We start from the raw sequence: 25,600 nt of genomic DNA on the forward strand, positions 1-25,600 counted from the left end.
GTGCCCCTCACAGAGGGGCACCCCTTCGGCGTTCGGCCTGTCTCACCCTGTCTCGCCCGTATCCCACTGTTGACCAGTGCGTACGGCCAACCTGTGGCCAGGTTCCCGCGGCGGCCAAGGGGTGCCCCATGCAGGGCGCCCCTCTCTGTTTTCCGAAGCGGGACCCGTCCAGGGCTGCTTGCCTGCATTCTGCGTTCATGGACGAAGGACTTGTAGCACTCATCACCGCAGGTGTGGGGCTCGTGGGTGGACTCAGTGGTGCGGCCATCGGTGGCAGGGCCGCCGTGAGGGGCGCACGCCTCGGGGCGGAGACGACGGCACGGGCTACCGCCAGGCAAGTGCATGATCAAGGAACAATCAACCACGAGCATTGGCTCCGCGGGCAACGCCTGGAGTCTTGCCGTGCCTTACTCGCCGCGTACGACAAGTACGCGATAGCTGCGTCAAACATCAGCCGAGCGTTGGAGGGTGAGACCCAAGCTTCACGTGAGATGGGACTAGCCATCGGGCAAGGGGTCTCCGATATCAGGAATGCCTACTTCCAAGTCCGGCTGTTGGTCTCCGAGGACGTCCTTCAGCCCGCCCGAAATCTGCGGCTCCACGTGGAAGACCACAAGGAGTGCCTGGACCGCTGGATGGACGCCTTCCTGGCCATGGACGTCCAGAGGGTGGCCTCTGAGCAAGCAGATGAGGAGCGACTCCGCGAGCAGCTTGGCCACCTCCATAACGCATTGGTGGAGGCGGCACGACTCGAGGTCGCCGAGCGACCAGCGACCATCTGATCACTCAGATCCGACAAGCCTCGGGATGTTCCCATCTATGCGTAAGTGCAGTTCAGCGGCTTGCGGCTCAGGGACCGTGGTCCACGCCTGGCCCACACACCATGATCCAGAATGGAACACGAGCGGATCATGGTGAGACAGGGCCCGATGACGGGTTCCCGCGGCATCAGAGCGTCGGCGGATCACCCTTCGCCTGATCCGCGAACCCCTGGTCGATCAGCTCGTTCATGCGCTCCTCCTCGCCGTCCAGCACCTTGGCGTAGTAGCGCTGAAGCACGGCGATGCTCTGCCCTGCCCTACGGGCTGTCTCGGCCAAGCTGACCCCGGAACGCAGCCAGAAGGACACGCAGGCGTGGCGGAGGTCGTATGGGATGAACGCGAGTGGGGATGCCGCCTGCGCCGGGGTGAGGGCCTGACGCCGAGCCTCCTTCCATACCGCTCCGTACTCCTGGGACCGGATCGGCCCTCCGCGGACAGCCTGGAACAGCCGGCCGTCGGCGCCAGCACCGAACAGGTCGATGTGCTCGCGCAGCAGGACAACCAGCGCGGGTGGAATCGGCACCCGACGAACAGTTCGCCGGGCACGGTGCTTGAGCCCCCGCTCCTCGTACGGCATCCCGTCATCAGTCCACCCGGAACCGACCTGTGGACGCGCCCCGGAGAGGTCTACCCGCCCCCATCCGCTCTCGGGGAGGATGCACTGATCCAGGCTGAGCACCGAGACCTCTTCGGGCCGCATCGCCGCGTAGTACATGCATCCGAAGAACGCCACCAGGTGCTTGCCCCGGGTCCCCTGCCCGCGTACGCCGTCCAGCAGCAGCCTGGCCTGTGCCGGAGTGGCGACGCTTCGCTCGTCCAGCTCTTCGACGGCCTTCGGGGTCTCCCAGTGCACGCGGTGCAGAGGATTGCTGGGGAGGAGCTCCTTCTCTACGGCCAGGCGGAGACAGTTGCTCAGCACGGCTCGGCGTCGTCGGATGGTGTTCGGCGCTGCCGACTTCCCGTCCTTCCGCCTCGCCAGGCCATCCAGAACCGCGCGCATCTTGCTCGCGCTGTCGAGATCCACCATCGCGGGAGAGTTCTTCTCGACCCAGGCCAGTGCCCGAGCCTCTTCGTCCGGCGGGTTCTGCCCGCGTCGGCCGGCGTTGAACGCCCACTGGTAGAGCGCACGCCGCAGCAGCTCGTCGTCCGGCCGTCCTTTGCTGTTCGGGCAGAGCGTCATCGTGGCGATGCTCAGGCTCTCGGCGATGCTCGCGCGATGCTTTGCAGCAGCCTGGGGCCACTTCATCGCGGCGTGATCCCGAGCATGGGTGTACCAGGACGTCCGGTTGAGCTGGCGAAGCTCTGAGACCGGCAGTCCGGTCTCAGTGTCGAACGCCTCGCCCCGGCCGGCGGCCGTCACGAGCTGGGCCCTGCGAGCGTCCGCGAGCGTCTTGGTCAGGAATGGTTCCTGGTGGACCTTGCCGTCCACGGTCCAACGAAGTTGAAAGGGCGCGCTCTTGCTGGCACGGCGCCGGATGTTCCAGACGCGCACGTCATAGGTCTGCATGGAGCTCTCCTGGATGACTGAAGGGGCCCACTGACGTGTGGGCCCCTTCGCGGTCGTATGACGGGTTAGGCAGCGCTGGCGCAGGTCTCCCACCAGGTGTCGAGGTCCGCGCGCCGAACGCGGATCTGTCCGTTGGGCAGCTTCTGCAACCGGGGGGCCTGGCCCCGGGCGCGCATGCGGTAGAAGGCGGCTCGGCTCATCCCGATCTCGTCCAGAACCTCGGGAAGTCTGAGCATCTTGGGGCGGGCCATCGTTCTCTCCTCGAATAGGTCGGCGGCTTCCCGGCTGAGGTGCGCCCACATTTGCGTATGTCGCGACTCAAGCGACTCAGCACGACTCAGCACCCTGGGGTGTGAGGGGCTTGAGTCGCTTGAGTCGCGTCTCTCAGCGATGTGGGTCGGACTGGGCGAGGGTGATTCCGGTGTACGTGGGGACCTGGCGGCCATAGGCGTCGCGGGGGCGGGCTCGGTGGAGCTGCGGTACTACGGACTGGAGGTTGCGGCCGAAGAGCTGTTTGGTTCCGACGGCACGGACGCCGTTGTCCTCTGCCCACTCGCGCCACACGGCCCAGAGGGTGTCCACGGGGATCGTGCAGTCCCGGCCTGTGGTGCAGCGTTCGCGGACGAACGCGCTGGTGGGCGAGGCGGTGTCTTGCATGATCGTGATGGATTCCCGGGAGGAATCCGGCTGCGTGATCCGGCGGGTTCGCTCCAGACGTGCCAGGCCTTCCAGGGCCCAGTTCAGGATCCCGGGCACCTCGGCGGCGAGCTTGTCGTCGAGTTCGGTGTCTTCCTTGCCGAGCCAGGAGGCCGTCATGTTCAGCACGATGAACCGGCGTGCGATGACACCGGAAGCGTCCCCGAAGCTGGGGAGTTCGTTGGTGAGGATCATGAGCCGGGTGGGGAGCTTTCCGGTCCAGGCGTCGCGGTACTTGCGGTCGATGTCGATGGTGTCCTCGCCGGAAATGGTCAGCAGCCGCTCGACCACGCCACTGTCGTTGCCCGACAGGCGTGCGTCGGAGATGACGGCGAGCGGCTTGCCGATCAGCGAGGCGAGACCGAAGTTCGTGCCCAGCGCGGAGAGCGCTGGCCCGGCGAGGTTCTTCTCGCCGACGAGCTTCTTCATGACCCGGGCGATGGTGCCCTTCCCGCAGCGGGTCGGGCCTTTCAGCATCATGATCTTCTGCTGGTCGGTCCGTCCGGAGAGGACGTAGCCGAACCATTCCTGCAGGGCTGCGATGGGCGCGGGGTCGTCGGGCCACAGCTTGTGGAGGAACGCCTCCCACTCCGGGGCGGTGGCGGCGGGGTCGTAGTCGAAGGGGATGGAGACGATGTTGAAGAAGCCGGGACCGTGCGTGAGGAGCTGCCGGTCCCGGATGCGTAGCAGCCCGTTGCGGCAGGCGACGATGACGCTGGCGTCCTGCTCTTCGCGGTCGATCCAGGACGGGGCGTCCACGTCGTTGGGCAGCAGGGTGATTGCTCCGAGGGCGTCGAGCAGGTTGCTGATCTTCGTGCGGGTGGGGGCCCAGTCCCGGATTTCGGGGTTGCCATCCTTGTCGAGGCCGGCGGTGTAGGTGGCGTGCTCGAGCCGCGTGTAGAGGGCGGCGCGGATCTGCTGCTCGTCCAGCTCCCGCCAACAGGTTCCGGTCCACTGCATCCAGGATCCACGCCACCGCCGGTACAGCAGTCGCTGCTCGCCGTCCTGCCAGTCGGGCAGGACCCTGCGGGCCACCGCCATCGGATGGGAGGGAGCCGGAAGCTCCTCGATGTCGCTCATGCCGCCCTCCTGTCTTCCTGTGATGCCTGCTCGGGGCAGTTGGCGCGGTGGTCTTCGTGGTCGTCGATCAGCTGCCCGCCGGCGGTGTATCCGACCGCGCCGAGGTTCCTGCCGCACACGCACCAGGAGCGGACGGTGGGCGTCGTCCTGGCATTGAGGGCCCGCATGACGTGCCACCCGACGGTGCGCCGCCCGTCGCCGCCCTGAGGCTCAGGGCGAAGAGCAGAGACGACGCCTTCGGCGGCGCCCATCGGCGCGCTACTGGCATCTGTGGTGGGGGCCGGTTCGGCGGAGCGGGGGCCGGTGGTCACGATGCCCTCACCGCCACCGCGTTGAAGCCGTTGGCGACCGCGCGAGCGGCGTATGCCTCGGGCACTCCGACGGAAACGGCCGTGTCGATGATCTGGCGCCCGAGGGTCTCCAGGCCGCATGGCCCGGGGCAGGCCGTGTGCTGGTTGGCGAGGAAGCGGGCCACGCCGTATGCCCTGCTGCCCGCGCCCTGCTCACGGCAGGCAGCCACCTTGGCGAGGCCACGGTTCAGGCCGGTCTGGACGAAGGTGTCGCTGTGGCGGCAGCCGGTGGCGACGGATCGGTCCCAGGTGGCGCGGGCGGAAGACGAAGAGTCCACCTCCCCGCGAAGGGGCCGGGTGGTCTCTTCCTTCACGACCAGCGCGCGGACGGCATCCGGCAGGGGCTCGATCGTTCCGGTGCCGGGCCCGTACCAGCGGGCGTAGACCATGCAGGACTTGATGTCGATGTCCGGCCGGACCCCATTGGCGGACTGCATGGCGCCCCGGTAGATCCAGTGTTCCCCGCGGGTCGTCGGCACGGTCTTGGTCGTGGGAAGCGTCTGGCGGGCCCAGGTGACGGCGGCGGCGTTGTCGAGGTCTACGACCGTGAAGCCGCCCCCGCCGGGGTGGTAGGCGACCGCTCCGGCCTGCTGCCAGGCCCGGGCCCACGCCGGGGAGGTAAGGACGGCCGGATCGGTCGTGGCGGCGGCCCAAGCGTGGCAGGGGGCCGGGCACTGGCAGGGCCCGGCAGCCTTCATGTGCGGCCGGTCGCCGCACGCCGAGCCCGCGCACGCCGAGCAGTTCCCGAACGGGAGCTTGCCCTCCCGCAGCGGCAGTACAGGCAGACTCAGTACGGCGAGCCAGAGCGCGGTGCGCAGGTGCCCAGACGCGGTCCTCATGCGGCCACCGCCCCGGACAGGGTGCGGGCGAGGAAGGCGCGGCCGAGCCACTCCGAGTAGGCCGGGGGGATCGCCTCGGTCAGTTCCTCGCGTACGTCAGTCCAGTCGATGCCCATCGCCGTCTGCATCTCGGCGATGGTGGCCTTGCCCCCGCCAGCGCCGTACGCGGCGACGTACGGCCCGTCGCGGTAGGCGCCGTGGCGCCAGCCGCGCACGTAGCCCCGGTGCCGGACGTGCTTGGGCTGGACCGCGGTCCAGCCGCCCAGTTCGAAGTTCCGGTGGCGGAGTACCCCGAGGCCGAACTGTTCCCCGCACAGCGTGATGTCCTTGCGGACGTCGGCCTTCCCGTCGGGCTGCTCGATCACGTACGGGAGACCGGACGCGTCGAGGAGTTCCCGGGTGGGGGCAACGAGGTCGACGTGGGCGCCGCCCCAGCCCATGGCCCGGTTGGTGCCGACGGTCAAGGAGCACTTGCCCTGGCAGGGCGGAGAGGCGTGGGCCGCCGTGAACCGGCGGATCTCGCCGGAGGCGATCAGGTCGGCGAGGACGCTGAGGGCATCGCCCTGGATGAAAGTGAAGGGGTAGCTCGGGCGCGGGCGGATGTCGACGCCGGTCACGTCGAACCCGGCCCGGTGGTAGCCCATGCCAGCGCCGCCGGCGCAGCAGAACAGATCCAGTAACGCCGGACGCTCGTGGTCTCGCCGGATGTCGGTCGGGTGGGTCATGCTGGTCTCTCCAGTTCTTGGTGTTCTGGACGAGAGCGGCCCCAGTCATTGGCGTGAGTGGGGGCCGCTCTTGGCATGTCGGGCGGGTGATGCGGAATCCCTGCCGCAGGTGGGGCAGGGAGGCTTGGGCACCCCCTGTGGGGATGCGTGTGGAGGGGGTTTCGGGGGTCTGACCTGCGGCGCCTCCCTGCCTCCCTGGCAGATCATTTCCGCAGGTCAGAGCCAGGGAGGTGGGCCAGGGAGGTGGTCAGGGAGTTCTCCCTGCCTCCCTGACCGTGCGGGGGTCGGCTCCCTCTACTCGGCGGCAGAAGTGGAACCTTCATCGGGGCGGTTGGCGACGACGCGGGCGACGCGTTCCCGGGCCAGGGTCATGCGGCCGTCGGACTTGTACGGTTCGGCGCCGGTGCCGTCGAGGACGCGCTTGAGGTCGATGAACGACCACCGCCCGTACGCCTTGTCGTTGAGCGCGGCCAGCCGCTTGAGGACCTCCTGCGTCAGGACACGGGACTCCGTACCGAGCACGGTGAGGATGTCCGCGAGCGGGTCGTGCTCGTCTTCCGGCTCGATGGTGCGCGCGTTGGTGACAACGCCATTGCGCAGGGCCTTGGCCCGCTCGGCGACCTCGGCGGCCTGGTCGTCGTCGATGTAGTGGGTCCGGACCGTGATGGAGGTCTGCCCGGCCGGGATGGTGATGCCGCCGGAGGCGACCACGACCGTGCCCTTGTCGAGGTCCTGGCGGAGCAGGTGCGGGGCGGCGCCGCCGTCGACGGCCTTGTCTCCCAGAGCCATGCGGGCCTGCGACTCAGTGCCGAGGACGAGGGAGATGCGGGTGTGGGCGCCTTCGCGGACGAGCTTGGGCAGGTTCTGGTCGGTGGGGTCCTGCGTGCCCTCCCACAGCAGCACGTCCACAGCCCGCCCCTGGTTGTGGATCTTCCGGACGGCCATGAAGTACCGGGACGTAGCCTTGGAGCCGCCGTACGGGCGCTTCTCCTTGTCGATGGCCGGGCACATGAACGCGACCTGCGCCTCATCCACGATGCCGATGAGCGGCGTGAACGTGGTGCCGGGAGGGGACTGGATCCGGCGTTCCATCTCCGCGACCAGGCCCTCGACCATCTCGGTTGCCTTGATCACGTGCTCGTCGGTCGGGCCCTGGATCAGGGTGGTGGCCAGGCCGCCATCGAACATGTCCCAGTCACCGACGCCCTTGAGGTCGGCGATGCGGAACTCGACCGTCTTATCGAGGGCCGCCCAAAGGGCGAGTGCGCGCAGGGCGGCGGTCTTGCCCTGGTTCGACAGGCCGGTGGCAAGGACGTGGCGCTGGTACAGGCTCAGAGCGGCAGCGTCGCCGCGCAGGTCCTGGCCCCACGGGGCCTTGCCGGTCTTGTAGTTCGCCGTCGCGGTCTCGTCGGTGACCAGCGGAGAGGGTCCGATCGGCTCGTCGAGCGCGCCGGAATCGGCGATCCACAACCTGACCGTGCGCGCGGCGGCCGGGAGGGTGATGAACACCTCGTGTTCGTGCCGGGCAAGGTTCTCGGCGAGCTTGCGCCGGCGTCCCTGAACCTCTTCCGTCGACACCCCCGAGGGCAGGGTGACATCGACCTCGACTCCGCATCCGGCGATCCGGATCGGCCCCAGCATCGCCGCGCCCGCGTCTCCCATCTCGTTGATGGCCTTGCGCAGGGTTGCGATGCCGAGGTCGCGCAGGGCGGTGACCACGATCGACGGGGTGATCGGGGCGCCCGTATCGTCGCGCTGCTGGGCGGGGAGTGTCCACTGCGGCGCGGTCTGCTGGCGGCGGCCAACTCCCCACAGCGCCAGTAAGGCCAGCCACGGCCCGACCGTGAGCGCGGGCCCCCACACCACAGTGGCGACCATGACGGCCCAGCGGATTGCCTCGATCACGGCGCCGATGGGGCCGATGACCCAGGTGATGTCCTTGTTGGCTATGGCCAGCACGATCCCGAGCAGGAGCAGGCCACCGACCGTGAGGCCGGTCCCGTAAAGGGCGCTTTTGGCGAGGTCGGGGGCGGAGCGGAGCAGGTCCATGCGCCGGTGGTGGCGGCCGGTGCGGAAGCGCTGGAGCCGGTCTTCCCACTCCTTGGCCTCCTCGAGGTTCCCGCCCGCTTCGGCGGCGCGGATCATTCGTTCGTACCGGGACGCGGTCCGCCCGTCCCACGTCCGCTTGGCCGTGATCCGGGTCCCGCCGATGACGTACATGCCGTGGCGGGCCACCAGCCGGACGGCGGTGCGGGACCGTTCGCTGGTGACCGCCATGCGCAGGCCCCGCCGGCGCTGGCGCCACACGCCGATCGGACGTGCGGTGTCGGGTGCGGCCGGTGCGGGGTCAGGCGCGGGGATCGTGTCGGTGGAAGTCTGGGGGTCTTTGAACAGGGGGACGACGTTGTCGGTCATGCTGAGAACTCCTGCTCTCGCTGACAAGTGGGTGGGTAGGGCCCGGGGCGGCCGGCGTTCTTTGGCGAGAGGGCGGCCGCCCCGGGGCACAGCTACTTGCGGTTCTTGGTCCTGGCCTTGCGGGCGGCCTTCTCGGCCTCTGCCGCGTCGGCGGCCTGGCGCTCCTCGCGTTCGCGGGCGCCGTCGATGATCCGCTCGACCTTGCGCTCCAGGTCGCCGAGGTGAACGGTCTCCCCGGCGATGCCGCGCTTAGCCATCCGGGTGGTCAGCCACGCAATCTTGGCCACCTCACCGGCGGTGAACTTCGGGTCCTTCGCCATCACTGGGCTCCTTCCGCGGCCGGTCTGTCCGGCTCTCCTCACCACCCGCACAGGGCGGGTGGATCGGGCAGCCGTCAGGCACGCCGGCGGCGGGCCTTGCGCACGTTCTTCGCGGCCGCAGCGCCCTCGGGGCTGCCGACCGACTTCACGACCGTGTGGACGCTCCAGCCGAGCATCAGGGCGAGGAAGGCCAGGAACGCGAGGCTCGCGGCCATGGAGGCCAGGGCGGCCACAAGCAGCGGGCCGAAGTAGACCCCGGCCGCGACGGCTCCGGCGCCGACCCCGGAGCCAAGCGCGATGCGCTGGACGGTGCGGTCGGGCGGTGCCTGGTGGATGTGCTGATGGACAACCTGCGGCCCGGCGTACGTGGCGGGCAGGTTCTCGGCGTAGACGTGGGTCCCGTCCGGGAGTTGCACGACGGACGGTCGGACGGGTTCGGGCAGGTGGTTCACGGTCATCTCCCTTCAGGAGGCTTCGGGGTAGGCGCAGGGGACGCACATGCCGAGCGAGGCCGGGATGACGTATCCGGCGTCGGTGCGGCAGGCGGGGCAGGTGCGGCGGGCCGTGTTGGCCTTGGCGAGTGCGGCGGCCTTGGCCGGGGTCATCGGCCGGACCGGCTTCGCTTGGTCGACGCGGTAGAGGAACGCGGTCAGCGGATCGCGTCGGTAGCGGGGGCGCAGTATCTGTCCGGCGATGTCCTGGCCACCGGGCCGCAGGCCCAGGGCCCGTAACTGGCGGCGGGTGGCCAGTCCTTCCGGGGCGAGGCGCCACGGGAAGGTGGGCAGGCCGTGGACTCTTCCAGCCGGGTCGAAGCAGTCGGCGAACCTCAGGCTCATCCGGCCACCACCACGGCAGCCGCGTCACGCTCGCGCTCAGCCTTCAACGTCTCCCGCACGATCCGAGCCTTGGCCGGGGACGTTCGCAGGGCCTTACGGATCCCTTCACCGGTCAGCTTCTCGACCGGCCACGACTCCGTCAGGCTGCGCGCCTGGGCGAGCAACTCGGCGTCCGTGCGGGTCGGTCGACTCGATCGAGCAGCAGCCGGTACCCGACCGGTCGCCCGGCGCGGACGAGTCGACTCGGCCGCCACGGGGAGCTGCGGCCGGGCCTCGATCTGCTCGACCACCGGGACGGGGAAAGAGTCCACCTCCCCGCCTGGGGCCGTCGCCTCGACCAGCGGTTCTCCCTGGTCGGACATAGACCGGTTTACGATGATCTGATCCGATTCCTGCACGTCCGGCTCGATCGCCGGTCGGTGGTGGAGGACCTTGGCAACGAGGTCGGAGCCGAAGTAGATCGACCCGACCGGCAGAGATGTTGCCAGCAGCACCAGCACCCAGTTCGCCGGATCCCAGTCCGCCAGTCGAGTCCAGTCGACTGACTGCGCGTGCAGCTCGGGCAGGAGTCCGTGGACGTAGTTCAGGACGAGCGAGGCGAGTGTGTACGCGGCGAGGACCCGCAGGGCGAACTTGCGGGCTTCGCCGGTCAGCACGAGGGCGGCGACCAGCGCCAGGGCCATCAGGCCGTCGACTACGAACGGATACAGCGTCGCCGCGGTCGCGTCCGCGCCGATCGCCCGAGCCACGTCCCGCAGCGCGTTCCAGGAGACCCGGAATGCCATGCCGACCACGGCCACCAGGGCGAGCACGAGGAGGGTTTTGGCGTTGCGGTTCACCGGTCGGCCTCCTTGTCGAGGTCGCCCGGCTCCCAGATCCATGACTCGCCCATCCAGTCGTCCACCTCGTACTCGGCGGGCGGAGCGACCGGCGGCGGCGCGGGCGGTGAGGCGGGCCGGGGCAGCCTGAAGAGCTTCCGCAGGATGCTCATACCGCACCGCTTTCCAGCGGCCGGACCTTCACCGCGCCCAGAAGGAGCACCCGCGCCGGGTGCGGGTGGTAGTCCGGGCCGGTGTGCTCCGTCCACTCCCACTCGGCGTCCTCGGCGAGGACGAACCCGAGGTACGCCAGAGCCGCCTGGCGCTGGTAGAGGTTCGGGATCACGGTGGATGCCGGCCAGGTGAAGGTGGGCCACTCGCTGACCAGACCGGTCATGGCCACGTACAACTGCCAGCACGGGCCGGCCGTCCGCTCCGGGGCAGTGGTGCCACAGCAGCGCAGGGACAACTGCGCTCCGAAGATCTGCTTGCTCATGCCGCATCCCCCGAGACCGTCGAGCCGGCGGTGCGGTTGGCCAGGTCCCGCCGGGCCACCAGGACCCGGTTGCGGGCCCGGCGGATCCGTCGGGCGTCGACCTCGGTCGGGGTCCGGTCCAGCGTCATGATCTGCGCGTCGAGCAGGTCGCGTTCCGCCAGGATCAGCGGCAACTCCTCCTCGATCGCTTCCAGCTCCGCGTCCGGCGGCTCCAAGCCGTCGGACCACGAGGTAACGAGGTTCTGAAGTGCAGCGATGGACTTCATGGGTCTTGCTCCTTCTGAGGAGGAACGGGACTCAGCAGCCCCCGGCGTTCGAGCGCCGGGGGCTGCACTTCGTTGGAGGTGAAGCGGGAAGAACTCCGGCTCCCCTCGGCTCCGCCCGTACGACCAACAGGCCGGACGGGCGGAGGAGGCAACCGGCCGCAGCACAAGGCTGCGGAGGTCGAGTGCGCGGACCTTGGCCGCGCCGGCCGCCTTACTGAGGAGGCGGCGGCCTCAACTTCGTTTCCACTGTTGAGTTCTCAAGGGAATGCCGGTGGCTCTCCGGCGGGTGTGGTAGCCCCGAAGGACTCCCGTGATCACGGGACACGCCGAACACCAAGGAGGCACATGACCAAGTCGCCCGAACCCCGGTGGAGTTGGGCGACCGTGCGGCCACATCCATAGACTGGACCGGTGGACCGGTCCAGTCAAGCGCTTCGTGTGCGCGTCACTGCGGCTAGTCACGTATCCGCAGGTGGGGCGGTTCGGAAATGCAAAAAAAGCTGGACCGGCGGACCGGTCCAGCTTCCTCGTTGGCGCCTTGTGGACTACATCGCGTAGGTGTCCACTCGCTCATAGAGCGAACCAGGTGTGACTCCCTCTTCACAGACCAGAGGGCGGCCCTCGTTGTCGAACGCAGTGTGCAGCAGAACGGCAACCGCCGTTGGTCCCGACAGGGCGAGATGCTCGGCCTCGGTGTCCGAGGCCAGACGCACCGACGTGGTGTCAGTTCCCTCCACAGGGAACCGGCCGGTCTGTCGACGGACGTACCGCGTCGTCCCCTCAGCGATCGGCGCGGTCTGCGCCAGCCGCGGTGAGGACTCCGCCACATCAGGAGCGAACCAGGCGGTGACGTAGCTGTGCGGGCTGCCGTCAGGCAGCTGCAAGACGCGAATTCGGCGGAGGGTCTCGCGGCCAGCGTCCATTCGCAGTGCCTCAGCCACGTGCACCGGAGGCACGGCCCAGTCAGGTGCCCCTACCCGTAGGAACGGCAGGCCCCCTGACACGCGCGCCGATCCGGCCGCCCGCCCACCCGCCGGCCGCGCTACGGGGGTCTCCGTAACGATGAATCCAGTCCCCTGTCGGGCTTCAACCACGCCATCGTTCCGCAGGACGTCCATGGCCTTGACGGTCGTGGCCCGAGAAACGGCCCACTGTTCGGCAAGGTCCCGCCCAGACGGAAGGGTGTCGCCTGGCGCGAACTCTCCCGCCGCGATCCGGGATCGCAGGGATTCCGCGATCTCTTCGTACTTCAGCAGTGCCATGACTCCCCTTTCAAAGCTTTGCTGGACTGGTCCACCGGTACACAGGATACTGCTCTCATGCTGAAACCAGAGCTAGCGCCTGAGGTCGAGCACTTCTACTCGCAGGTCGTGGACGAGAGCGCCCGGCTGACCATGTCGGCGGACGGACGCCTTGAGCTACTCCGCACGCAGGAGATCCTTCGCCGGTTCCTGCCGGCCGCGCCGGCGCGGATTCTGGACGTGGGCGGCGGTGCGGGCGTGCATGCCCAGTGGCTGGTGGACGATGGCTATCAGGTGGATCTGATCGACCCCGTCGAGCGGCACGTGGAGCAGGCCGCGAAGGTATGCAACGCGGCCCTTGGGGACGCACGCCATCTGACCGCCGCAGATGCGTCCTATGACGTCGTCCAGGTGCTTGGCCCGCTCTACCACCTGCCGGATCCTCAGGACCGGCACGCGGCTCTCACCGAGGCCCTTCGCGTGGTGCGTCCCGGAGGGTTCGTAGCGGCCGCCGCGATCAACCGATACGCATCGATCTTCGAGCACGTCACGTACGCGCACCTGCACACCGAGCGGATGCAAGCGTCCATCTCCACGATCCTCCGCACCGCCATCCATGACGGAAAGCGCGGCTTCACGCTGGCGTACTTCCACCGTGCGGAGGAGCTCGCTGAGGAGATGCGCGCGGCGGGCTTCACCGACGTTGAGGTGTTCGGCGTCGAGGGCCCCGCGTGGTCCCTCCTCAAGGCTGTGGAGCAGCAGACCGGCTCCGCACCCTCAGAGGAGCTGTTCGCCTCGGTCCTGACGGCCGCCCGGATGGCGGAGCCGTACCCCGAACTCCTTGCTGCCAGCTCTCACCTTCTTGCGGTCGGGAAGGCTCCCATCGGGAACGCGTAGGCGATTCACCCATGCCGTGCGCGTCAGGAGGGTGGAGTAGGAGACGTTCGCCCTGGGGAAGCTCTGCCTCTACCAAGCTCTGGGAGGGGCAGCGTGAGCGTTAAGCCTGAGGAGATCGAGCATGAAGACAGGATCGTATGGACTGAGGATGTCAGTTCATTCGACTACGTCCGCGAGACCCTAGTAAGGACGGCTCGCAACCGGCGTCGGCCCATCTCACCGCCGGCAGGGCGTCGAGTCGGCTACACCGTTCTCAGGGAGGATGCCCCGAGCAACCACAATGCTCCAGGCATGTTCTCGCGTCGCGTGTTCTGGGTGAAGGACCACGACCGATCCGAGCACCCGAAGGGGGTCTACAGCGCGATCGCCCCCAGCGAGGCTGTGGACCCTCGGACGGTGGCCCCTCGTACTCCCGGCGAGCTGACGGAGCGGGCCTGGGGCGGAAAGCTTCCTTAGGCACTGCGCACCTGCGCCAACAGGCTTGGGAGGCGCGTTGGGGGCAACCCCATGCCTGGTGAAGGACATGCCGAATGATCATGGCTGCGGCCAACCTCTGGCCAACACGACTGTCAAAGAGCGGACGTGAGGGCCAAAGGCCCAGGTGGGGGCATGGGGGAGTTGCGCCACGCGATCGGTCTTGAAAACCGTCGTGGCGCAAGTCACCGTGGGTTCAAATCCCACACCCACCGCAGATGAGCGACCCCTGACCAGCAAGAACGGTCAGGGGTCGTTCGTGTGGTGCTGTCTGCTGGCGACCGCTGTTCCCCGCTGTTTCCCCACCGAACGGGCACGGGGAGGGCACGGCCACACTCTGATCCGTAGCTCTAGCCAGATCGGTCAGCGACGGTCATTCCGGATACGGGAAGCCCCCTGGGAGGCCCTACGGTCCACTGCCGGTTGCTGTGGTTGCGGTACCCCGCTGCTGTACAGCGCCCGATCTGCTCGTGACCTCAGCTACGCAATCCCGGGCGGACGGTATTGGAGGGTCAAGGGTTCCGTCTCGGCGGCAGTGCGCTGCTGGACCCGGTAGGCGAGCACAGCCGCCATCAGCGCCATGAGGTCGGCGCCGATGGTCAAGACGTCCGAGGCGTGGCCGGATGCGATCACGATGACGATGACGATCACTCCGACCGCCCACGGCCAGCGACGGCCGTTTGACATGCCCCGGTGGGTAGGGGTGAAACTCATGGTTGAGCCTCCTAAGGTTCACGCCCACCCCTACCGTCAGGCCGGCAAGCTACGGCGGAAGGGGTGGGCTTCTGTGTTTTCAGTTCTCTCCTGGTGCGCACGATGGATCAGACCTACGGACGTCGTCACCGTCTGTAGCGCTGCACTGATCGTTGCACGGGAAGGAGTCACCTCAAAGCGCGGATTCCACAGGCCATGTGCATAACTGCTGCTTCGCTGTGGGTAATTGGCCCTTTTCTGTGCACGAAGCGGTGGACGGAAGTGTGAGACATGTGGACCGCCGGTTTCCTCATGGCCGCTGGCCTGGGATGACGTTTTCCACCGCTGTGGATGTGAAAGAAACCTGTGGATGACGGGAGGTCTTGCTCCCGCCCCATATCGATCACCCGTACGAAGCCCTCCGGTGAACCGATACGACTCCAGCGACCCGCAGGCGACTGCCCAATGGGGCGCGTGCTTGCTTGACAGGACTGCGGGAGCTGAAAACGAGACTCACACCGATGCCTCCTAACAGGCGTCCTACCGTCGGCGCCGCGTCAGGGCCAACCTCAGTAGGGCGGGCGGTACTTGGTTGCACTACTAGGTTCCCCGGTCGGCCACCTTGCGGATGTCAGCAAAAAGCTGACGCTTCTCCGTCATGCTGGCTGCTATGGGCAACTCCTTTGAAGCAAATATGCGCGAGCTGCTGGTCCTGAGATCCAGTACGGCACTCGGGGTCGCCAGCTCCCTCGCGGGGCTCGCTGATCCCACTTCGGAGATCGCGAACTCTCCCGCTGCCTGCGCCGAGCTCAGGAATGAGATGGCGGTTCTTGAGGCGCAGACCTGCGCTGTCTTGCGACAGGGCGGGGTGTCATGGGACGCGCTGGCTGGCTTCTACGGGGTGACCAAGCAATCACTTCACCGCAGGCTGGCTGGGCGGGTAGACCAAGCGGTCGTGCTAGCTCGTGACTATTCCGCATTGCATGAGGAGGACCTGCGCATGGGGCTCTCGTTTCTCGCAGGAGCAAACCGCAGGTTGCGTGGCGGATTGGAACGCAAGCTGGACACCTCGGCCGAGCTGTGGGGTCAGCGGCGAAAAGCGGCTGGTTGGTGGTGGGAGCTCGCGCCGGAATGATGTCTCCGCAGGGGGCTCTGCACTGACACGCAGTGGAGGTACGGAGCGGGACGGGTCTGTGTGGGCGCTGTCATCGGCCACCTGGCTCCTACTTGTACCCACGACTGCCCCTGGCTCCCATCCCGTCGGGTAGCGGGCCGTGAGCTCCGCCAGTACGGGGCTCGCCTGTCGGACGAGGGCGAGCGCGAGGTCGGGGTGGGCCATGGCGGCACCGGCGGTGATCACCCCGTCGGCGTGGGCCAGCATGTTGCTCTCGTCCAGTGCCACGTGCGGGTAGGCCTGCCGGAAGGCCGGGGCCAGCCACCAACTGGTGGTGGCACTGAGCCCGTCCAGGACCCCCGCCTCGGCGAGGAGGAACGTGCTCGTGCAGGCCGCGGCCAGGGGGATGCCGTCGGCCCGGGCCTGCCGCAGGGCCTTGCGTTCCGGCCCGCGCTCCGCCGAAGCCACCCAGTCCAGCAGCGGTTCGGGCTGCTTGGGGCCGGCGCCGGGCACGACGAGGAGATCGGGCCGGGGCGCGTCCTCGACGGCGACGGCCTCGATCACGTGCCCGGAGGCGGTGCGTACGGCGCCGGAGCCGCTGACCCGGGTCAGCTCCCAGTACGGCGGGGGATGGGACCGGATCGAGGCCAAGCCGGAGCATGCCGCCGACGTGGAGGGCCTGCTCACCGGCGCCCTCGCCCTGGCCCGGGAAGAAACCGGCACCACGGTCTGGTTTGCCCTGCGGCTCGGCCCGACCACGTTCGGCGTCTTCGACGCCTTCGGCAGCGACGAGGACCGCACCGCCCATCTCCAGGGGAGGATCGCCGCGGCCCTCATGGAGAACGCCCCGAAGCTGCCGGCCGAGGCCCCCGAGATTCTCCCGGTCGACATTCTGGCCGCCAAGCTCGCCTGACGCGGCCGCCTGACGCGTTCACCTGAAGGTCCCCGGGACTGCGTCGAGCGCCTCGAGCAGACCGGGAGCCCTTTCGCTCCTGGCGGCGTCAGCGGCGGTCGGCCAGTGGCGTTGCGCCCTTCGAGTGGTGTTTGTCGGAAGATCGGCGCGCGTTGTGGGGGCGCTGCGGTTGCGAACACATCATGACGAATGTATGCAGATCCGCCCGTCGGAACATCGCGAAACGAAGGACCCCGTCATGGCTCACCGCATCACCGTCACGTCGATCTGGACCGCAGTGGTCGTCGCTCTCGTGGCGCTCCTCGCCTCGCTCGGGTTCGGCGCCAAGGCCGCCCCGGCCGCCGCCTCCGGCGGATCGGCTGCCCCCGCCCCTGCTCCCTCCCGCCGTGCGGCCGCCGCCGTACGCCGGCCGGTCCGGCCGATGGGGCGCCGGACCTGGCGGGCGATGATGCGGGGCGGATCGCTCCCGCCGACCATCAAGCAGCGCATCCGCGCCGAGGCGCACGGCAAGGCTCCGTCGGTCCGCCGCTCGACCACCGCCGCGTCGCTGGCCGGAGGGACCTCCGCAGCCGGTCGCGAAGAGCTCGGGCTGGTCGCGTAGCGCCCGTACGGAGACGCACCGCGCACCTCGCACGCACGCAGCAGGCAGTACCCGTACCTGACCAGTGATACGCAAATACGTCATACGCACATGCAGTGCGCAGTGAGCAGCACGGAGTCGACAGCAGTAGTCGACAGCAGCAACGGCAGCAACAACAACACCAGCAGGCGCTGGAGCCCGGTCGGCAGGTCGCGACCGCGGATCGCGCCGGAGATGTGCCCCCGGAGCGGGGCACGGTGGGATGGCCCCGGCGGGCGCCGGGGGCGCGCAGGGGGCGTGCAGCTTGGCATTGCAGGGCCGCAGGCCCGGGAGACGGTGGGGTTCCCGGACGGCGCGGCCCTTTTCGGCATGTCCGGCGCACATGAGTTTGAGGGAACGTTTCAGCTCATGCACGGGGGCGGTTTCAACCCCCCCTCCGAGGCGTTGACCTGGGACGTCGGGATGCGAATGGGGTTTATCCGATGTTGCTCATACTTGCGGGGGAATCATGGACTCCGGGGTGGTTCGCCGGGGATTCGGTGGGCAACTCTGGTCTCGCGACGTCGTCACCACACAGAACGACCGAGGCGGTCGGCCAACTGCCTTGGAGTAACTTCCACTTCGGTTTTCTGGAGGATTCAGACATGGCAAGCATCCGTACCGCCCGCGTCTTCGCCGCTGTCGCCGCTCTCCCCCTCGCCGTCGCCTTCTTCGGCGGTGTGGCATCGGCCGACAACGGCTCCTTCGCGAACGACGGATCGAATGCGAGCGTCGCCAGCATCATCGGCAGCGGTGTCGGCGGGAACAACAGCGGCAACTCGTCGACTTCCCAGCAGGTCGCCACCGGCTCCGGTGCGTCCAACCAGAACAACACCGCGCAGGTCAACGGTTCGGCCTTCACGGCGATCCAGCAGGGCAACGTCGCGGCCAACTTCCACCCCTGGTGGTAGGCGCTCCCCGAGTCCTCTGAGTCTTGAGGGCGCCTGTTCCACCGGACCGGCTGGGGTCCGGTGGGGCAGGCGCCCTCGCGCGCCCCTGCGCAGCCCCTCCCGGACTCCCCCGACCTTGACATCCACAGTGAATCTGACGGACAGTCAGGTTCACTCGATGATGTGATGCCGGGAGGCCAGCGCCGTGCACCTCGCCCCGACCGAAGGCCAGTTGCGGCTGCGCGCCGAACTGCGGGAGTACTTTCACGATCTGCTGCCGGACGGGCCTCCCGAGGACCCCGCCGCCCAGCGTGAACTGCTGCGCCGCATCGGCGCCGACGGACTGCTCGGCCTCGGCTGGCCCGTCGAGTACGGCGGCCAAGGGCGCGGCCCCGACGAGCAGTTCGTGTTCTTCGACGAGGCCTACCGGGCCGGCGCCCCCGTCTCCATGGTCACCCTCAACACCGTCGGCCCGACCCTGATGAAGTACGGGACCCCGGAGCAGAAGGACTACTTCCTGCCCCGGATCCTGCGCGGTGAGACCGTCTTCGCCATCGGCTACTCGGAGCCCGAGGCCGGCACGGACCTCGCCTCGCTGCGCACCCGCGCCGTACGCGACGGAGCCGACTGGGTCGTCGACGGGCAGAAGATCTTCACCTCCAACGCCCAGAACGCGGACTGGATCTGGCTCGCCTGCCGCACCGATCCCGACGCCCCCAAGCACAAGGGCATCTCGATCATCCTGGTGCCCACCGACGCCCCGGGCTTCGCGTGGACCCCGATCGACACGGTCGGCGGCCTCACGACCACGTCGACGTACTACGACTCCCTCCGCGTGCCCGCCGGCAACCTCGTCGGCCCCGAACACGGCGGCTGGGGGCTGATCACCAACCAGCTCAACCACGAGCGCGTGGCCCTCGCTGCCATCGGCATGCAGGCGGAGGACTTCTATGCGGGCGCGCTCCGCCACGCCCGCACCCCCGATCCGGTCACCGGCGACCGCCCCGCCGACCTGCCCTGGGTGCAGTCCCGGCTCGCCGAGGCACATGCCCGGCTGGCCGCCGTACGCCTCCTCAACTGGCGCCTCGTCCAGGACGTCGGCAGCGGAGCACTGGCCCCCGGCGACGCCAGCGGCGTGAAGTTCCTCGGCACCGAGTCCACCGTCGAGGTGTACCGGATGTGCCAGGAGGTGGTGGGCGAGGAGGCCCTCGTACGGGGGCCTGCGGCCTTCGCCGGCGGCGAGCTGGAACGGATGAACCGGGCCGCCCAGATCAACACCTTCGGCGGCGGGGTCAGCGAGGTCCAGCGGGAGATCGTCGCCATGATGCGGCTCGGCATGAAGGGGAGGAAGCGATGACCGCCACGGCGGATCAGGCAGCGGACGCGGGCGCCGAGGAGGCCGCCCGGTTCCACACGCTGCTCAAGGCCTTCGAGGGGCAGCCCGCAGCCACCGCGGGCCAGGGCAAGGACCCGGTCAACGTGCCCATGATCCGGCACTGGTGCGAGGCGATGGGCGACACGGACCCCGCCTACACCGGCCCGGACGCCATTGCCCCGCCCACCATGCTCCAGGCCTGGACGATGGGCGGGCTCTCCGGCCACGGCGACCGCTCCTCCGCCTACGACGAGCTCCTCGGGCTGCTCGACGACGCGGGCTGCACCTCCGTGGTCGCCACCGACTGCGAGCAGGAGTACCTGCGTCCGCTGCGCCCCGGCAACACGATCACCTACGACGCCGTCATCGAGTCCGTGTCCCCGCGCAAGACGACCAAGCTGGGCACCGGCCACTTCGTGACCACCCGCATGGACGTCCGCGCGGACGGCGAACTCGCCGGGACCCACCGCTTCCGGATCCTCAAGTACACGCCCGCCGCCCGGCGCGAGACGAAGCCCGCGGCCCGGCGCCCCCGCCCGGTGGTCAACCGCGACAACCAGGGGTTCTGGGACGGCGTCGCGGACCACAAGCTGCTGATCCAGCGCTGCACCTCCTGCGCGACCCTCCGCTTCCCCTGGCTGCCCGGCTGCAACTCCTGCGCGAGCCTGGACTGGGACACCGTCGAGGCCTCCGGCGCCGGCACGGTGTTCAGCTACGTCGTCATGCACCACCCGCCCTTCCCGGCCTTCACCGCGCATGAACATGCCGCTGCCGCGGCGGGTCCGTACGCGGTCGCCCTCGTAGAACTGGCCGAGGGCGTCCGGATGGTCAGCAACATCACCGGCGTCCCGTACGACAAGGTGCGCATCGGGCTGCCCGTGCAACTGGAGTTCCTGCGTGTCGACGAGGACCTGGAACTGCCGGTCTTCCGAGGGAGCGAGGGCTGATGGACTTCCACCCCACCGAGGAGCAGGAAGCGGCGGCCGGACTCGCCGCCCGGATCTTCCGCGACCTTGCCACCCACGAACGCCTCGCCGCCGCCGGCACCGGCAGCGACGCCGAACTGTGGAAGGCGCTCACCGCCGCCGGGCTGACCGCCGCCGTGGAGGACGTCGGCCTGCTCGGCCTGGTGCTGCTGCTGGAGGAGCAGGGCCGCACCACCGCGCAGGTCCCGTACGCCGCCACCTGCGTGTACGGGATCCTGCCCGTCGCCGCGCACGGCAGCGCCGAGCGGCGCGCCCGGCTCCTGCCCGCCCTGGGCTCGGGCGAAGCGGTCGCCACCGGCGCCTTCCCGGCCCGCGGCCGCATCACCGCTTCGCCGGACGGCCGGCTGACCGGGACGGCCCCCGTCGTGCCCTGGCTGCGCGATGCCACGCACGTGCTCGTCCCGGACGCCGACCGGGCGCTGTGGCTCGTACGGACGGACGCGCCCGGCGCGGGGACGGCCGACGTGGAGACCACCGCCCCCTGGTCGGCGGGGCAGCTCACCCTGGCCGGGGCCGAGGCGGAACGGCTGGGGGACGGCGGAGCCTACGAGGAGGTACTGGCCACTGCCCGCACCGCCTTCGCCGGGCTGCAGGCGGGGGTGTGCGCAGGCTCCCTGGCCCGCGCGGTCGAGTACACCTCCACCCGCGAGCAGTTCGGCCGGCCGCTCTCCACGAACCAGGGGGTGATGCTGCGCGCGGCCGACGCGTACATGGACACGGAGGCGATCCGGGTCACCGCGTACGAGGCCGCCTGGCGGATCGACGAGGGACTTCCGGCGCGCGAGCACGCCCTGACCGCGGCCTGGTGGGCCTCGGAGGCGGGCAAGCGGGTCGTGCACGCGGGCCAGCACCTGCACGGCGGGATGGGCGCCGACCTGGACCACCCCGTCCACCGGCACTTCCTCTGGGGGCGCCAGCTGGACGCGTACCTGGGCTGCGGCAGCGAGCTGCTGGCCGAACTGGGCGCGCTCCTGTCCGACCACGCCGCACCCGAGGGGGACCACGCATGAACGTCGGCGACACACTGGCGCCGCTGGAGATCCCGGTGACGCGCACGCTGATCGTCGCGGGCGCGATCGCCTCCCGCGACTACCAGGACGTGCACCACGACGCCTCGCTCGCGCGCGAGAAGGGCTCCCCGGACATTTTCATGAACATCCTGACCACCAACGGCCTGGTCGGCCGGTACGTCACCGACCGCCTCGGGCCGGGGGCCGTCCTGCGCAAGGTGGCCATCCGCCTCGGCGCCCCCAACTACCCCGGCGACACCATGGTCCTGACCGGCACCGTGGCCGCCGTCGACGGGAACAGCGTGGAGATCCGGGTCGTCGGCGCCAACGGCATCGGCCACCACGTCACCGGCACGGTCACCGCGGAGGTGGCGGCATGAGCGTCCGGCACCGCGACACACTCGGCGGACGCGCCGCCATCGCCGCCATCGGCGCGACCGAGTTCTCCAAGGACTCCGGCCGCAGCGAGCTGCGGCTCGCCGTGGAGGCCGTGCACGCCGCCCTCGACGACGCCGGGCTGACCCCCGCCGACGTCGACGGCATGGTCACCTTCACCATGGACACCAGCCCCGAGATCACCGTGGCCCAGGCCGCCGGCATCGGGGACCTCTCCTTCTTCTCCCGCATCCACTACGGCGGCGGCGCGGCCTGCGCCACCGTCCAGCAGGCCGCCCTCGCGGTCGCCACCGGGGTCGCGGAGGTCGTGGTCTGCTACCGCGCCTTCAACGAGCGCTCCGGCCGGCGCTTCGGCTCCGGCGTACAGCAGCGCGAGCCTTCGGCGGAGGGTGCGGCGCTCGGCTGGTCGCTGCCCTGGGGGCTGCTCACCCCGGCCTCCTGGGTGGCCATGACCGCCCAGCGCTACCTGCACACCTTCAACTTGACCCCCGAGGCCTTCGGCCATGTCGCGGTCACCGACCGCCGGCACGCCGCGAACAACCCCGCCGCGTACTTCCACGGCAAGCCCATCACCCTCGCCGACCACGCCGCCTCGCGCTGGATCGTCGAACCGCTGCGGCTGCTGGACTGCTGCCAGGAGACCGACGGCGGCCAGGCGGTGATCGTCACCAGCACCGAGCGGGCCCGGGATCTGCGCCATGCCCCCGCCGTGATCACGGCGGCCGCGCAGGGCGCCGGCCGCCGGCAGGAGGGCATGACCTCCTTCTACCGCGACGACCTCACCGGGCTGCCGGAGATGGACGTGGTCGCCCGGCAGCTGTGGCGGACCAGCGGACTGCGGCCCTCGGACATCGACGTCGGCATCCTCTACGACCACTTCACCCCCTTCGTCCTGATGCAGCTGGAGGAGTTCGGGTTCTGCAAGCCCGGCGAGGCCGCCGACTTCGTGGCCGCGGACACGCTGCCGCTCAACACCCACGGCGGACAGCTCGGGGAGGCGTACCTGCACGGTATGAACGGCATCGCCGAGGCCGTCCGCCAGATACGCGGCACCTCCGTCAACCAGGTGGCGGGAGCCGCCCGTGCCCTGGTCACGGCCGGTACCGGGGTCCCGACCTCCGGACTGATCCTCGGCGCCGACGGCTGAGGTCCGGCCCCCGCCCCGTCCCCTGCGCGGCCCTTGGCCCGGCCCCGGGCCGCCTGCGGCGCACCCCGCCTCCTCCACCTTCAGGAGGTGGGGTGAGCCCCACCCCTACAACCTGAGATGGATCCAGCTTCGGCACTTGCGGCCGATCCCAGGCGGGGGCCGCGCTTCTAGCGTGGAGCCATGACCACGCCTGTGTGCACGCTCGCCTCGACCCCGACGCCGTACCCGTCGTTCTCGGCGTACGTCCGGACCCGCGGCACGGTCCTGATGCGCACCGCGCGCTCGCTCACCGCCAACCCGTGCGATGCCGAGGACCTGCTGCAGACGGCCCTCGCCAAGACGTACGTCGCCTGGGACCGCATCGAGGACCACCGCGCCCTCGACGGATACGTCCGGCGGGCCCTGGTCAACACCCGTACCTCCCAGTGGCGCAAGCGCAAGGTCGACGAGTTCGCCTGCGACGAGCTCCCGGAGACCGAGGACACGCCGGCATCCGACCCCGCCGAGGCGCAGGCGCTGCGCGACGCGATGTGGCGCGCCGTGACCCGGCTGCCCGACCGGCAGCGCGCGATGGTCGTCCTGCGCTACTACGAGGACCTGAGCGAGGCACAGACCGCAGAGCTGCTCGGGGTCTCGATCGGCACGGTCAAGAGCGCCGTCTCGCGCGCGCTGGTCAAGCTCCGCGACGACCCGGAGCTCACCCCGGTCCGCTGAACCGGCCCACGTTTCTCCCCCAGCCACCGCTGGGAGGTGCCCCCGGTGAAACAGCCCCGGTGTTTCACGTGAAACAGCCCGGGATGTTTCACGTGAAACAGTCACGGCGCCGCGGCCCTGTGCGCGATGCACCGCGAGCCCGCCCCCAGCCTGTGCACGATGCCAACGCAAGGACCCGAACAGCGATTACTTGCCGCGTTTGTACCCCCGGGTAGTGACATGCCGACCGGTACGTGCGCAGAATCGACGGCATCCGTAGCCGCCGCAGCGCCGCAGCGCCCACCGGGAGGACGCTTTGCTGAGCACCATGCAGGACGTACCGCTCCTCGTCACCCGCATACTCCAGCACGGGATGACGATCCACGGTAAATCCCAGGTCACGACCTGGACCGGGGAGGCCGAGCCGCACCGCCGCAGCTTCGCCGAGATCGGTACCCGCGCCACCCGCCTCGCCAACGCCCTGCGTGACGAGCTGGGCGTCCAGCAGGACGACCGGGTGGCCACCCTGATGTGGAACAACGCGGAGCACGTCGAGGCGTACTTCGCGATCCCCTCCATGGGCGCCGTGCTCCACACCCTCAACCTGCGACTGCCTCCCGAGCAGCTGGTCTTCATCGTCAACCACGCCGCCGACCGGGTCGTCCTGGTCAACGGGACCCTGCTGCCGCTGCTCGCACCGCTGCTGCCGCACCTGCCCACCATCGAGCACGTGGTGGTCTCCGGCATCGGTGACCGCTCCGCGCTCGACGGGCTGGACGTACGCGTCCACGAGTACGAGGAGCTCCTCGCGGACCGCCCCGACAGCTACGACTGGCCGGAGCTGGACGAGCGCCAGGCCGCCGCCATGTGCTACACCTCCGGCACCACCGGCGACCCCAAGGGCGTCATCTACTCCCACCGCTCGATCTACCTGCACTCCATGCAGGTCAACATGGCCGAGTCGATGGGCCTGACCGACAAGGACACCAGCCTCGTCGTCGTCCCGCAGTTCCACGTGAACGCCTGGGGCCTGCCCCACGCCACCTTCATGACCGGCATCAACATGCTGATGCCGGACCGGTTCCTGCAGCCCGCCCCGCTCGCCGAGATGATCGAGCGGGAGAAGCCCTCGCACGCCGCGGCCGTCCCCACCATCTGGCAGGGCCTGCTCGCCGAGGTCACCGCCAACCCGCGCGACCTCACCTCCATGAAGCAGGTCACCATCGGCGGCGCGGCCTGTCCGCCCTCCCTGATGGAGGCCTACGACAAGCTCGGCGTCCGCCTCTGCCATGCCTGGGGCATGACCGAGACCTCCCCGCTCGGCACCATGGCGCACCCGCCGGCCGGCCTGAGCGCCGAGGAGGAGTGGCCGTACCGGGTCACCCAGGGCCGCTTCCCGGCGGGCGTCGAGCCGCGCCTGGTGGGCCCCGGGGGCGACATCCTGCCCTGGGACGGCGAGTCGGCGGGCGAGCTCGAGGTGCGCGGCACCTGGATCGCGGGCGCCTACTACGGCGGCGCCTCCGGCGAACCGCTGCGCCCCGAGGACAAGTTCAGCGCGGACGGCTGGCTCAAGACCGGCGACGTCGGCGTGATCAGCCCCGACGGGTACCTCACGCTGACCGACCGCGCCAAGGACGTCATCAAGTCCGGCGGCGAGTGGATCTCCAGCGTCGAGCTCGAGAACGCGCTGATGGCGCACCCCGAGATCGCCGAGGCGGCGGTCGTCGCCGTTCCGGACGACAAGTGGGGCGAGCGCCCGCTGGCCACCGTCGTCCTCAAGGAGGGCGCGAGCGTGGACTACACGGGGCTGCGCGTCTTCCTCGGCCAGTCCATCGCCAAGTGGCAGCTGCCCGAGCGCTGGGCCATCGTCGCGGCCGTACCGAAGACCAGCGTCGGCAAGTTCGACAAGAAGGTCATACGCAAGCAGTACGCGGACGGCGAGCTGGACGTCACCAAGCTCGACTGAAACGACGCGCGGTACCT

Annotated in this window: 30 protein-coding genes and 1 tRNA gene; 14 read left to right on the forward strand and 17 right to left on the reverse strand. The window is 69.5% G+C overall.

Going from position 1 to position 25,600, the window contains the following annotated elements; genetic code table 11:
• Nucleotides 1–197 precede the first annotated feature (197 nt).
• Nucleotides 198–782, forward strand: a complete 585-nt coding sequence (locus OHT74_RS20265; protein ID WP_328620971.1) for a hypothetical protein — start codon at nt 198–200, stop codon at nt 780–782.
• Nucleotides 783–948: 166 nt separating this feature from the next.
• Here OHT74_RS20265 and OHT74_RS20270 read toward each other — a convergent pair whose 3' ends face one another.
• The 15 genes from OHT74_RS20270 to OHT74_RS20340 all read right to left on the reverse strand — a co-directional run bounded on the left by OHT74_RS20270 (nt 949) and on the right by OHT74_RS20340 (nt 12,431).
• A complete protein-coding gene (locus OHT74_RS20270; protein WP_328620972.1) occupies nt 949–2,328 on the reverse strand; it encodes a tyrosine-type recombinase/integrase in 1,380 nt (459 codons plus the stop codon).
• A gap of 65 nt (nt 2,329–2,393) precedes the next feature.
• Nucleotides 2,394–2,579 (reverse strand): helix-turn-helix transcriptional regulator, encoded by a 186-nt coding sequence (locus tag OHT74_RS20275; RefSeq protein ID WP_328620973.1) that lies wholly within the window; start codon nt 2,577–2,579, stop codon nt 2,394–2,396.
• Nucleotides 2,580–2,712: 133 nt separating this feature from the next.
• A complete protein-coding gene (locus OHT74_RS20280) occupies nt 2,713–4,104 on the reverse strand; it encodes a DNA primase family protein (protein WP_328620974.1) in 1,392 nt (463 codons plus the stop codon).
• Nucleotides 4,101–4,415, reverse strand: coding sequence for a hypothetical protein (locus OHT74_RS20285; protein ID WP_328620975.1), 315 nt, complete (start codon nt 4,413–4,415; stop codon nt 4,101–4,103). The genes OHT74_RS20280 and OHT74_RS20285 overlap by 4 nt, the downstream gene beginning before the upstream one ends.
• Nucleotides 4,412–5,293, reverse strand: a complete 882-nt coding sequence (locus tag OHT74_RS20290) for a DNA primase (RefSeq protein WP_328620976.1) — start codon at nt 5,291–5,293, stop codon at nt 4,412–4,414. The genes OHT74_RS20285 and OHT74_RS20290 overlap by 4 nt, the downstream gene beginning before the upstream one ends.
• On the reverse strand, nt 5,290–6,018 hold the full coding sequence (locus tag OHT74_RS20295; protein WP_328620977.1) for a DNA methylase: 729 nt from the start codon (nt 6,016–6,018) through the stop codon (nt 5,290–5,292). The genes OHT74_RS20290 and OHT74_RS20295 overlap by 4 nt, the downstream gene beginning before the upstream one ends.
• A gap of 294 nt (nt 6,019–6,312) precedes the next feature.
• Entirely contained in the window at nt 6,313–8,433 is a 2,121-nt protein-coding gene (locus OHT74_RS20300; protein WP_328620978.1) for an ATP-binding protein, read from the reverse strand.
• Nucleotides 8,434–8,525: 92 nt separating this feature from the next.
• On the reverse strand, nt 8,526–8,753 hold the full coding sequence (locus tag OHT74_RS20305) for a DUF6257 family protein (RefSeq protein ID WP_328620979.1): 228 nt from the start codon (nt 8,751–8,753) through the stop codon (nt 8,526–8,528).
• Nucleotides 8,754–8,827: 74 nt separating this feature from the next.
• A complete protein-coding gene (locus tag OHT74_RS20310) occupies nt 8,828–9,205 on the reverse strand; it encodes a DUF6251 family protein (protein ID WP_328620980.1) in 378 nt (125 codons plus the stop codon).
• A gap of 12 nt (nt 9,206–9,217) precedes the next feature.
• Nucleotides 9,218–9,589, reverse strand: a complete 372-nt coding sequence (locus tag OHT74_RS20315) for an RRQRL motif-containing zinc-binding protein (protein WP_328620981.1) — start codon at nt 9,587–9,589, stop codon at nt 9,218–9,220.
• Nucleotides 9,586–10,428 (reverse strand): DUF2637 domain-containing protein, encoded by an 843-nt coding sequence (locus OHT74_RS20320; RefSeq protein WP_328620982.1) that lies wholly within the window; start codon nt 10,426–10,428, stop codon nt 9,586–9,588. Before OHT74_RS20320 ends, OHT74_RS20315 begins: the two co-directional genes overlap by 4 nt.
• Nucleotides 10,425–10,580 carry a hypothetical protein gene (locus OHT74_RS20325; RefSeq protein WP_328620983.1) on the reverse strand — a complete coding sequence of 52 codons (156 nt, stop codon included), beginning with the start codon at nt 10,578–10,580 and terminating at the stop codon, nt 10,425–10,427. Before OHT74_RS20325 ends, OHT74_RS20320 begins: the two co-directional genes overlap by 4 nt.
• A complete protein-coding gene (locus OHT74_RS20330) occupies nt 10,577–10,903 on the reverse strand; it encodes a DUF6303 family protein (RefSeq protein WP_328620984.1) in 327 nt (108 codons plus the stop codon). Before OHT74_RS20330 ends, OHT74_RS20325 begins: the two co-directional genes overlap by 4 nt.
• The gene (locus OHT74_RS20335; RefSeq protein WP_328620985.1) at nt 10,900–11,169 is read right to left on the reverse strand and encodes a DUF6284 family protein; all 270 of its coding nucleotides are present in this window, start codon (nt 11,167–11,169) and stop codon (nt 10,900–10,902) included. Before OHT74_RS20335 ends, OHT74_RS20330 begins: the two co-directional genes overlap by 4 nt.
• 545 nt (nt 11,170–11,714) lie before the next feature.
• Nucleotides 11,715–12,431: a GntR family transcriptional regulator gene (locus tag OHT74_RS20340; protein WP_328620986.1), complete on the reverse strand. Its 717-nt coding sequence runs from the start codon at nt 12,429–12,431 to the stop codon at nt 11,715–11,717.
• 57 nt (nt 12,432–12,488) lie between these two features.
• Here OHT74_RS20340 and OHT74_RS20345 point away from each other — a divergent pair, with 57 nt between their 5' ends.
• From OHT74_RS20345 to OHT74_RS20355, 3 genes are all read left to right on the forward strand, one after another.
• Entirely contained in the window at nt 12,489–13,307 is an 819-nt protein-coding gene (locus tag OHT74_RS20345; RefSeq protein ID WP_328620987.1) for a class I SAM-dependent methyltransferase, read from the forward strand.
• Nucleotides 13,308–13,400: 93 nt separating this feature from the next.
• Nucleotides 13,401–13,763, forward strand: coding sequence for a DUF6009 family protein (locus OHT74_RS20350; protein ID WP_328620988.1), 363 nt, complete (start codon nt 13,401–13,403; stop codon nt 13,761–13,763).
• Nucleotides 13,764–13,919: 156 nt separating this feature from the next.
• Nucleotides 13,920–13,993, forward strand: a tRNA-Ser gene (locus OHT74_RS20355).
• Nucleotides 13,994–14,261: 268 nt separating this feature from the next.
• Here OHT74_RS20355 and OHT74_RS20360 read toward each other — a convergent pair.
• Together OHT74_RS20360 and OHT74_RS20365 are read right to left on the reverse strand one after the other, a co-directional pair.
• Nucleotides 14,262–14,468: a hypothetical protein gene (locus OHT74_RS20360; RefSeq protein WP_266665810.1), complete on the reverse strand. Its 207-nt coding sequence runs from the start codon at nt 14,466–14,468 to the stop codon at nt 14,262–14,264.
• Nucleotides 14,469–15,432: 964 nt separating this feature from the next.
• Entirely contained in the window at nt 15,433–16,152 is a 720-nt protein-coding gene (locus OHT74_RS20365) for a DJ-1/PfpI family protein (RefSeq protein ID WP_328620989.1), read from the reverse strand.
• 13 nt (nt 16,153–16,165) lie between these two features.
• On the opposite strand from OHT74_RS20365, the gene OHT74_RS20370 reads away from it, so the two are divergent.
• The 10 genes from OHT74_RS20370 (at nt 16,166) to OHT74_RS20415 (ending at nt 25,583) form a co-directional block, all read left to right on the forward strand.
• Entirely contained in the window at nt 16,166–16,501 is a 336-nt protein-coding gene (locus tag OHT74_RS20370) for a putative quinol monooxygenase (RefSeq protein WP_266995693.1), read from the forward strand.
• 238 nt (nt 16,502–16,739) lie between these two features.
• Entirely contained in the window at nt 16,740–17,102 is a 363-nt protein-coding gene (locus OHT74_RS20375; RefSeq protein ID WP_328620990.1) for a DUF6344 domain-containing protein, read from the forward strand.
• Between the two features lie 623 nt (nt 17,103–17,725).
• Nucleotides 17,726–18,031 carry a hypothetical protein gene (locus OHT74_RS20380; protein WP_328620991.1) on the forward strand — a complete coding sequence of 102 codons (306 nt, stop codon included), beginning with the start codon at nt 17,726–17,728 and terminating at the stop codon, nt 18,029–18,031.
• A gap of 184 nt (nt 18,032–18,215) precedes the next feature.
• The gene (locus OHT74_RS20385; protein ID WP_328620992.1) at nt 18,216–19,367 is read left to right on the forward strand and encodes an acyl-CoA dehydrogenase family protein; all 1,152 of its coding nucleotides are present in this window, start codon (nt 18,216–18,218) and stop codon (nt 19,365–19,367) included.
• Entirely contained in the window at nt 19,364–20,332 is a 969-nt protein-coding gene (locus OHT74_RS20390) for a bifunctional MaoC family dehydratase N-terminal/OB-fold nucleic acid binding domain-containing protein (RefSeq protein WP_328620993.1), read from the forward strand. The genes OHT74_RS20385 and OHT74_RS20390 overlap by 4 nt, the downstream gene beginning before the upstream one ends.
• A complete protein-coding gene (locus OHT74_RS20395; RefSeq protein ID WP_328620994.1) occupies nt 20,332–21,381 on the forward strand; it encodes an acyl-CoA dehydrogenase family protein in 1,050 nt (349 codons plus the stop codon). Before OHT74_RS20390 ends, OHT74_RS20395 begins: the two co-directional genes overlap by 1 nt.
• Nucleotides 21,378–21,761 (forward strand): MaoC family dehydratase, encoded by a 384-nt coding sequence (locus OHT74_RS20400; RefSeq protein WP_266665818.1) that lies wholly within the window; start codon nt 21,378–21,380, stop codon nt 21,759–21,761. Before OHT74_RS20395 ends, OHT74_RS20400 begins: the two co-directional genes overlap by 4 nt.
• The gene (locus OHT74_RS20405; protein ID WP_328620995.1) at nt 21,758–22,924 is read left to right on the forward strand and encodes a lipid-transfer protein; all 1,167 of its coding nucleotides are present in this window, start codon (nt 21,758–21,760) and stop codon (nt 22,922–22,924) included. Before OHT74_RS20400 ends, OHT74_RS20405 begins: the two co-directional genes overlap by 4 nt.
• Before the next feature lie 180 nt (nt 22,925–23,104).
• Complete coding sequence (locus tag OHT74_RS20410) at nt 23,105–23,638, forward strand: SigE family RNA polymerase sigma factor (protein ID WP_266665820.1); 534 nt, start codon at nt 23,105–23,107, stop codon at nt 23,636–23,638.
• A 295-nt stretch (nt 23,639–23,933) separates the two neighbouring features.
• Nucleotides 23,934–25,583, forward strand: a complete 1,650-nt coding sequence (locus OHT74_RS20415) for a long-chain fatty acid--CoA ligase (RefSeq protein WP_328620996.1) — start codon at nt 23,934–23,936, stop codon at nt 25,581–25,583.
• Nucleotides 25,584–25,600 lie beyond the last annotated feature (17 nt).

This window comes from Streptomyces sp. NBC_00354 (genome assembly GCF_036106915.1).
Taxonomy (GTDB): Bacteria; Actinomycetota; Actinomycetes; order Streptomycetales; family Streptomycetaceae; genus Streptomyces.

Excerpts from the sequence above, each read along its gene's own strand:
- OHT74_RS20380 (WP_328620991.1), top strand. The coding sequence starts at position 17,726 with ATGGCAAGCATCCGTACCGCCCGCGTCTTCGCCGCTGTCGCCGCTCTC.
- OHT74_RS20315 (WP_328620981.1), bottom strand. The coding sequence starts at position 9,589 with ATGAGCCTGAGGTTCGCCGACTGCTTCGACCCGGCTGGAAGAGTCCAC.
- OHT74_RS20300 (WP_328620978.1), bottom strand. The coding sequence starts at position 8,433 with ATGACCGACAACGTCGTCCCCCTGTTCAAAGACCCCCAGACTTCCACC.
- OHT74_RS20360 (WP_266665810.1), bottom strand. The coding sequence starts at position 14,468 with ATGTCAAACGGCCGTCGCTGGCCGTGGGCGGTCGGAGTGATCGTCATC.
- OHT74_RS20410 (WP_266665820.1), top strand. The coding sequence starts at position 23,105 with ATGACCACGCCTGTGTGCACGCTCGCCTCGACCCCGACGCCGTACCCG.
- OHT74_RS20345 (WP_328620987.1), top strand. The coding sequence starts at position 12,489 with ATGCTGAAACCAGAGCTAGCGCCTGAGGTCGAGCACTTCTACTCGCAG.
- OHT74_RS20335 (WP_328620985.1), bottom strand. The coding sequence starts at position 11,169 with ATGAAGTCCATCGCTGCACTTCAGAACCTCGTTACCTCGTGGTCCGAC.
- OHT74_RS20280 (WP_328620974.1), bottom strand. The coding sequence starts at position 4,104 with ATGAGCGACATCGAGGAGCTTCCGGCTCCCTCCCATCCGATGGCGGTG.
- OHT74_RS20330 (WP_328620984.1), bottom strand. The coding sequence starts at position 10,903 with ATGAGCAAGCAGATCTTCGGAGCGCAGTTGTCCCTGCGCTGCTGTGGC.
- OHT74_RS20275 (WP_328620973.1), bottom strand. The coding sequence starts at position 2,579 with ATGGCCCGCCCCAAGATGCTCAGACTTCCCGAGGTTCTGGACGAGATC.
- OHT74_RS20270 (WP_328620972.1), bottom strand. The coding sequence starts at position 2,328 with ATGCAGACCTATGACGTGCGCGTCTGGAACATCCGGCGCCGTGCCAGC.
- OHT74_RS20375 (WP_328620990.1), top strand. The coding sequence starts at position 16,740 with ATGGCTCACCGCATCACCGTCACGTCGATCTGGACCGCAGTGGTCGTC.
- OHT74_RS20400 (WP_266665818.1), top strand. The coding sequence starts at position 21,378 with ATGAACGTCGGCGACACACTGGCGCCGCTGGAGATCCCGGTGACGCGC.
- OHT74_RS20340 (WP_328620986.1), bottom strand. The coding sequence starts at position 12,431 with ATGGCACTGCTGAAGTACGAAGAGATCGCGGAATCCCTGCGATCCCGG.
- OHT74_RS20295 (WP_328620977.1), bottom strand. The coding sequence starts at position 6,018 with ATGACCCACCCGACCGACATCCGGCGAGACCACGAGCGTCCGGCGTTA.
- OHT74_RS20325 (WP_328620983.1), bottom strand. The coding sequence starts at position 10,580 with ATGAGCATCCTGCGGAAGCTCTTCAGGCTGCCCCGGCCCGCCTCACCG.
- OHT74_RS20305 (WP_328620979.1), bottom strand. The coding sequence starts at position 8,753 with ATGGCGAAGGACCCGAAGTTCACCGCCGGTGAGGTGGCCAAGATTGCG.
- OHT74_RS20265 (WP_328620971.1), top strand. The coding sequence starts at position 198 with ATGGACGAAGGACTTGTAGCACTCATCACCGCAGGTGTGGGGCTCGTG.
- OHT74_RS20290 (WP_328620976.1), bottom strand. The coding sequence starts at position 5,293 with ATGAGGACCGCGTCTGGGCACCTGCGCACCGCGCTCTGGCTCGCCGTA.
- OHT74_RS20405 (WP_328620995.1), top strand. The coding sequence starts at position 21,758 with ATGAGCGTCCGGCACCGCGACACACTCGGCGGACGCGCCGCCATCGCC.
- OHT74_RS20395 (WP_328620994.1), top strand. The coding sequence starts at position 20,332 with ATGGACTTCCACCCCACCGAGGAGCAGGAAGCGGCGGCCGGACTCGCC.
- OHT74_RS20390 (WP_328620993.1), top strand. The coding sequence starts at position 19,364 with ATGACCGCCACGGCGGATCAGGCAGCGGACGCGGGCGCCGAGGAGGCC.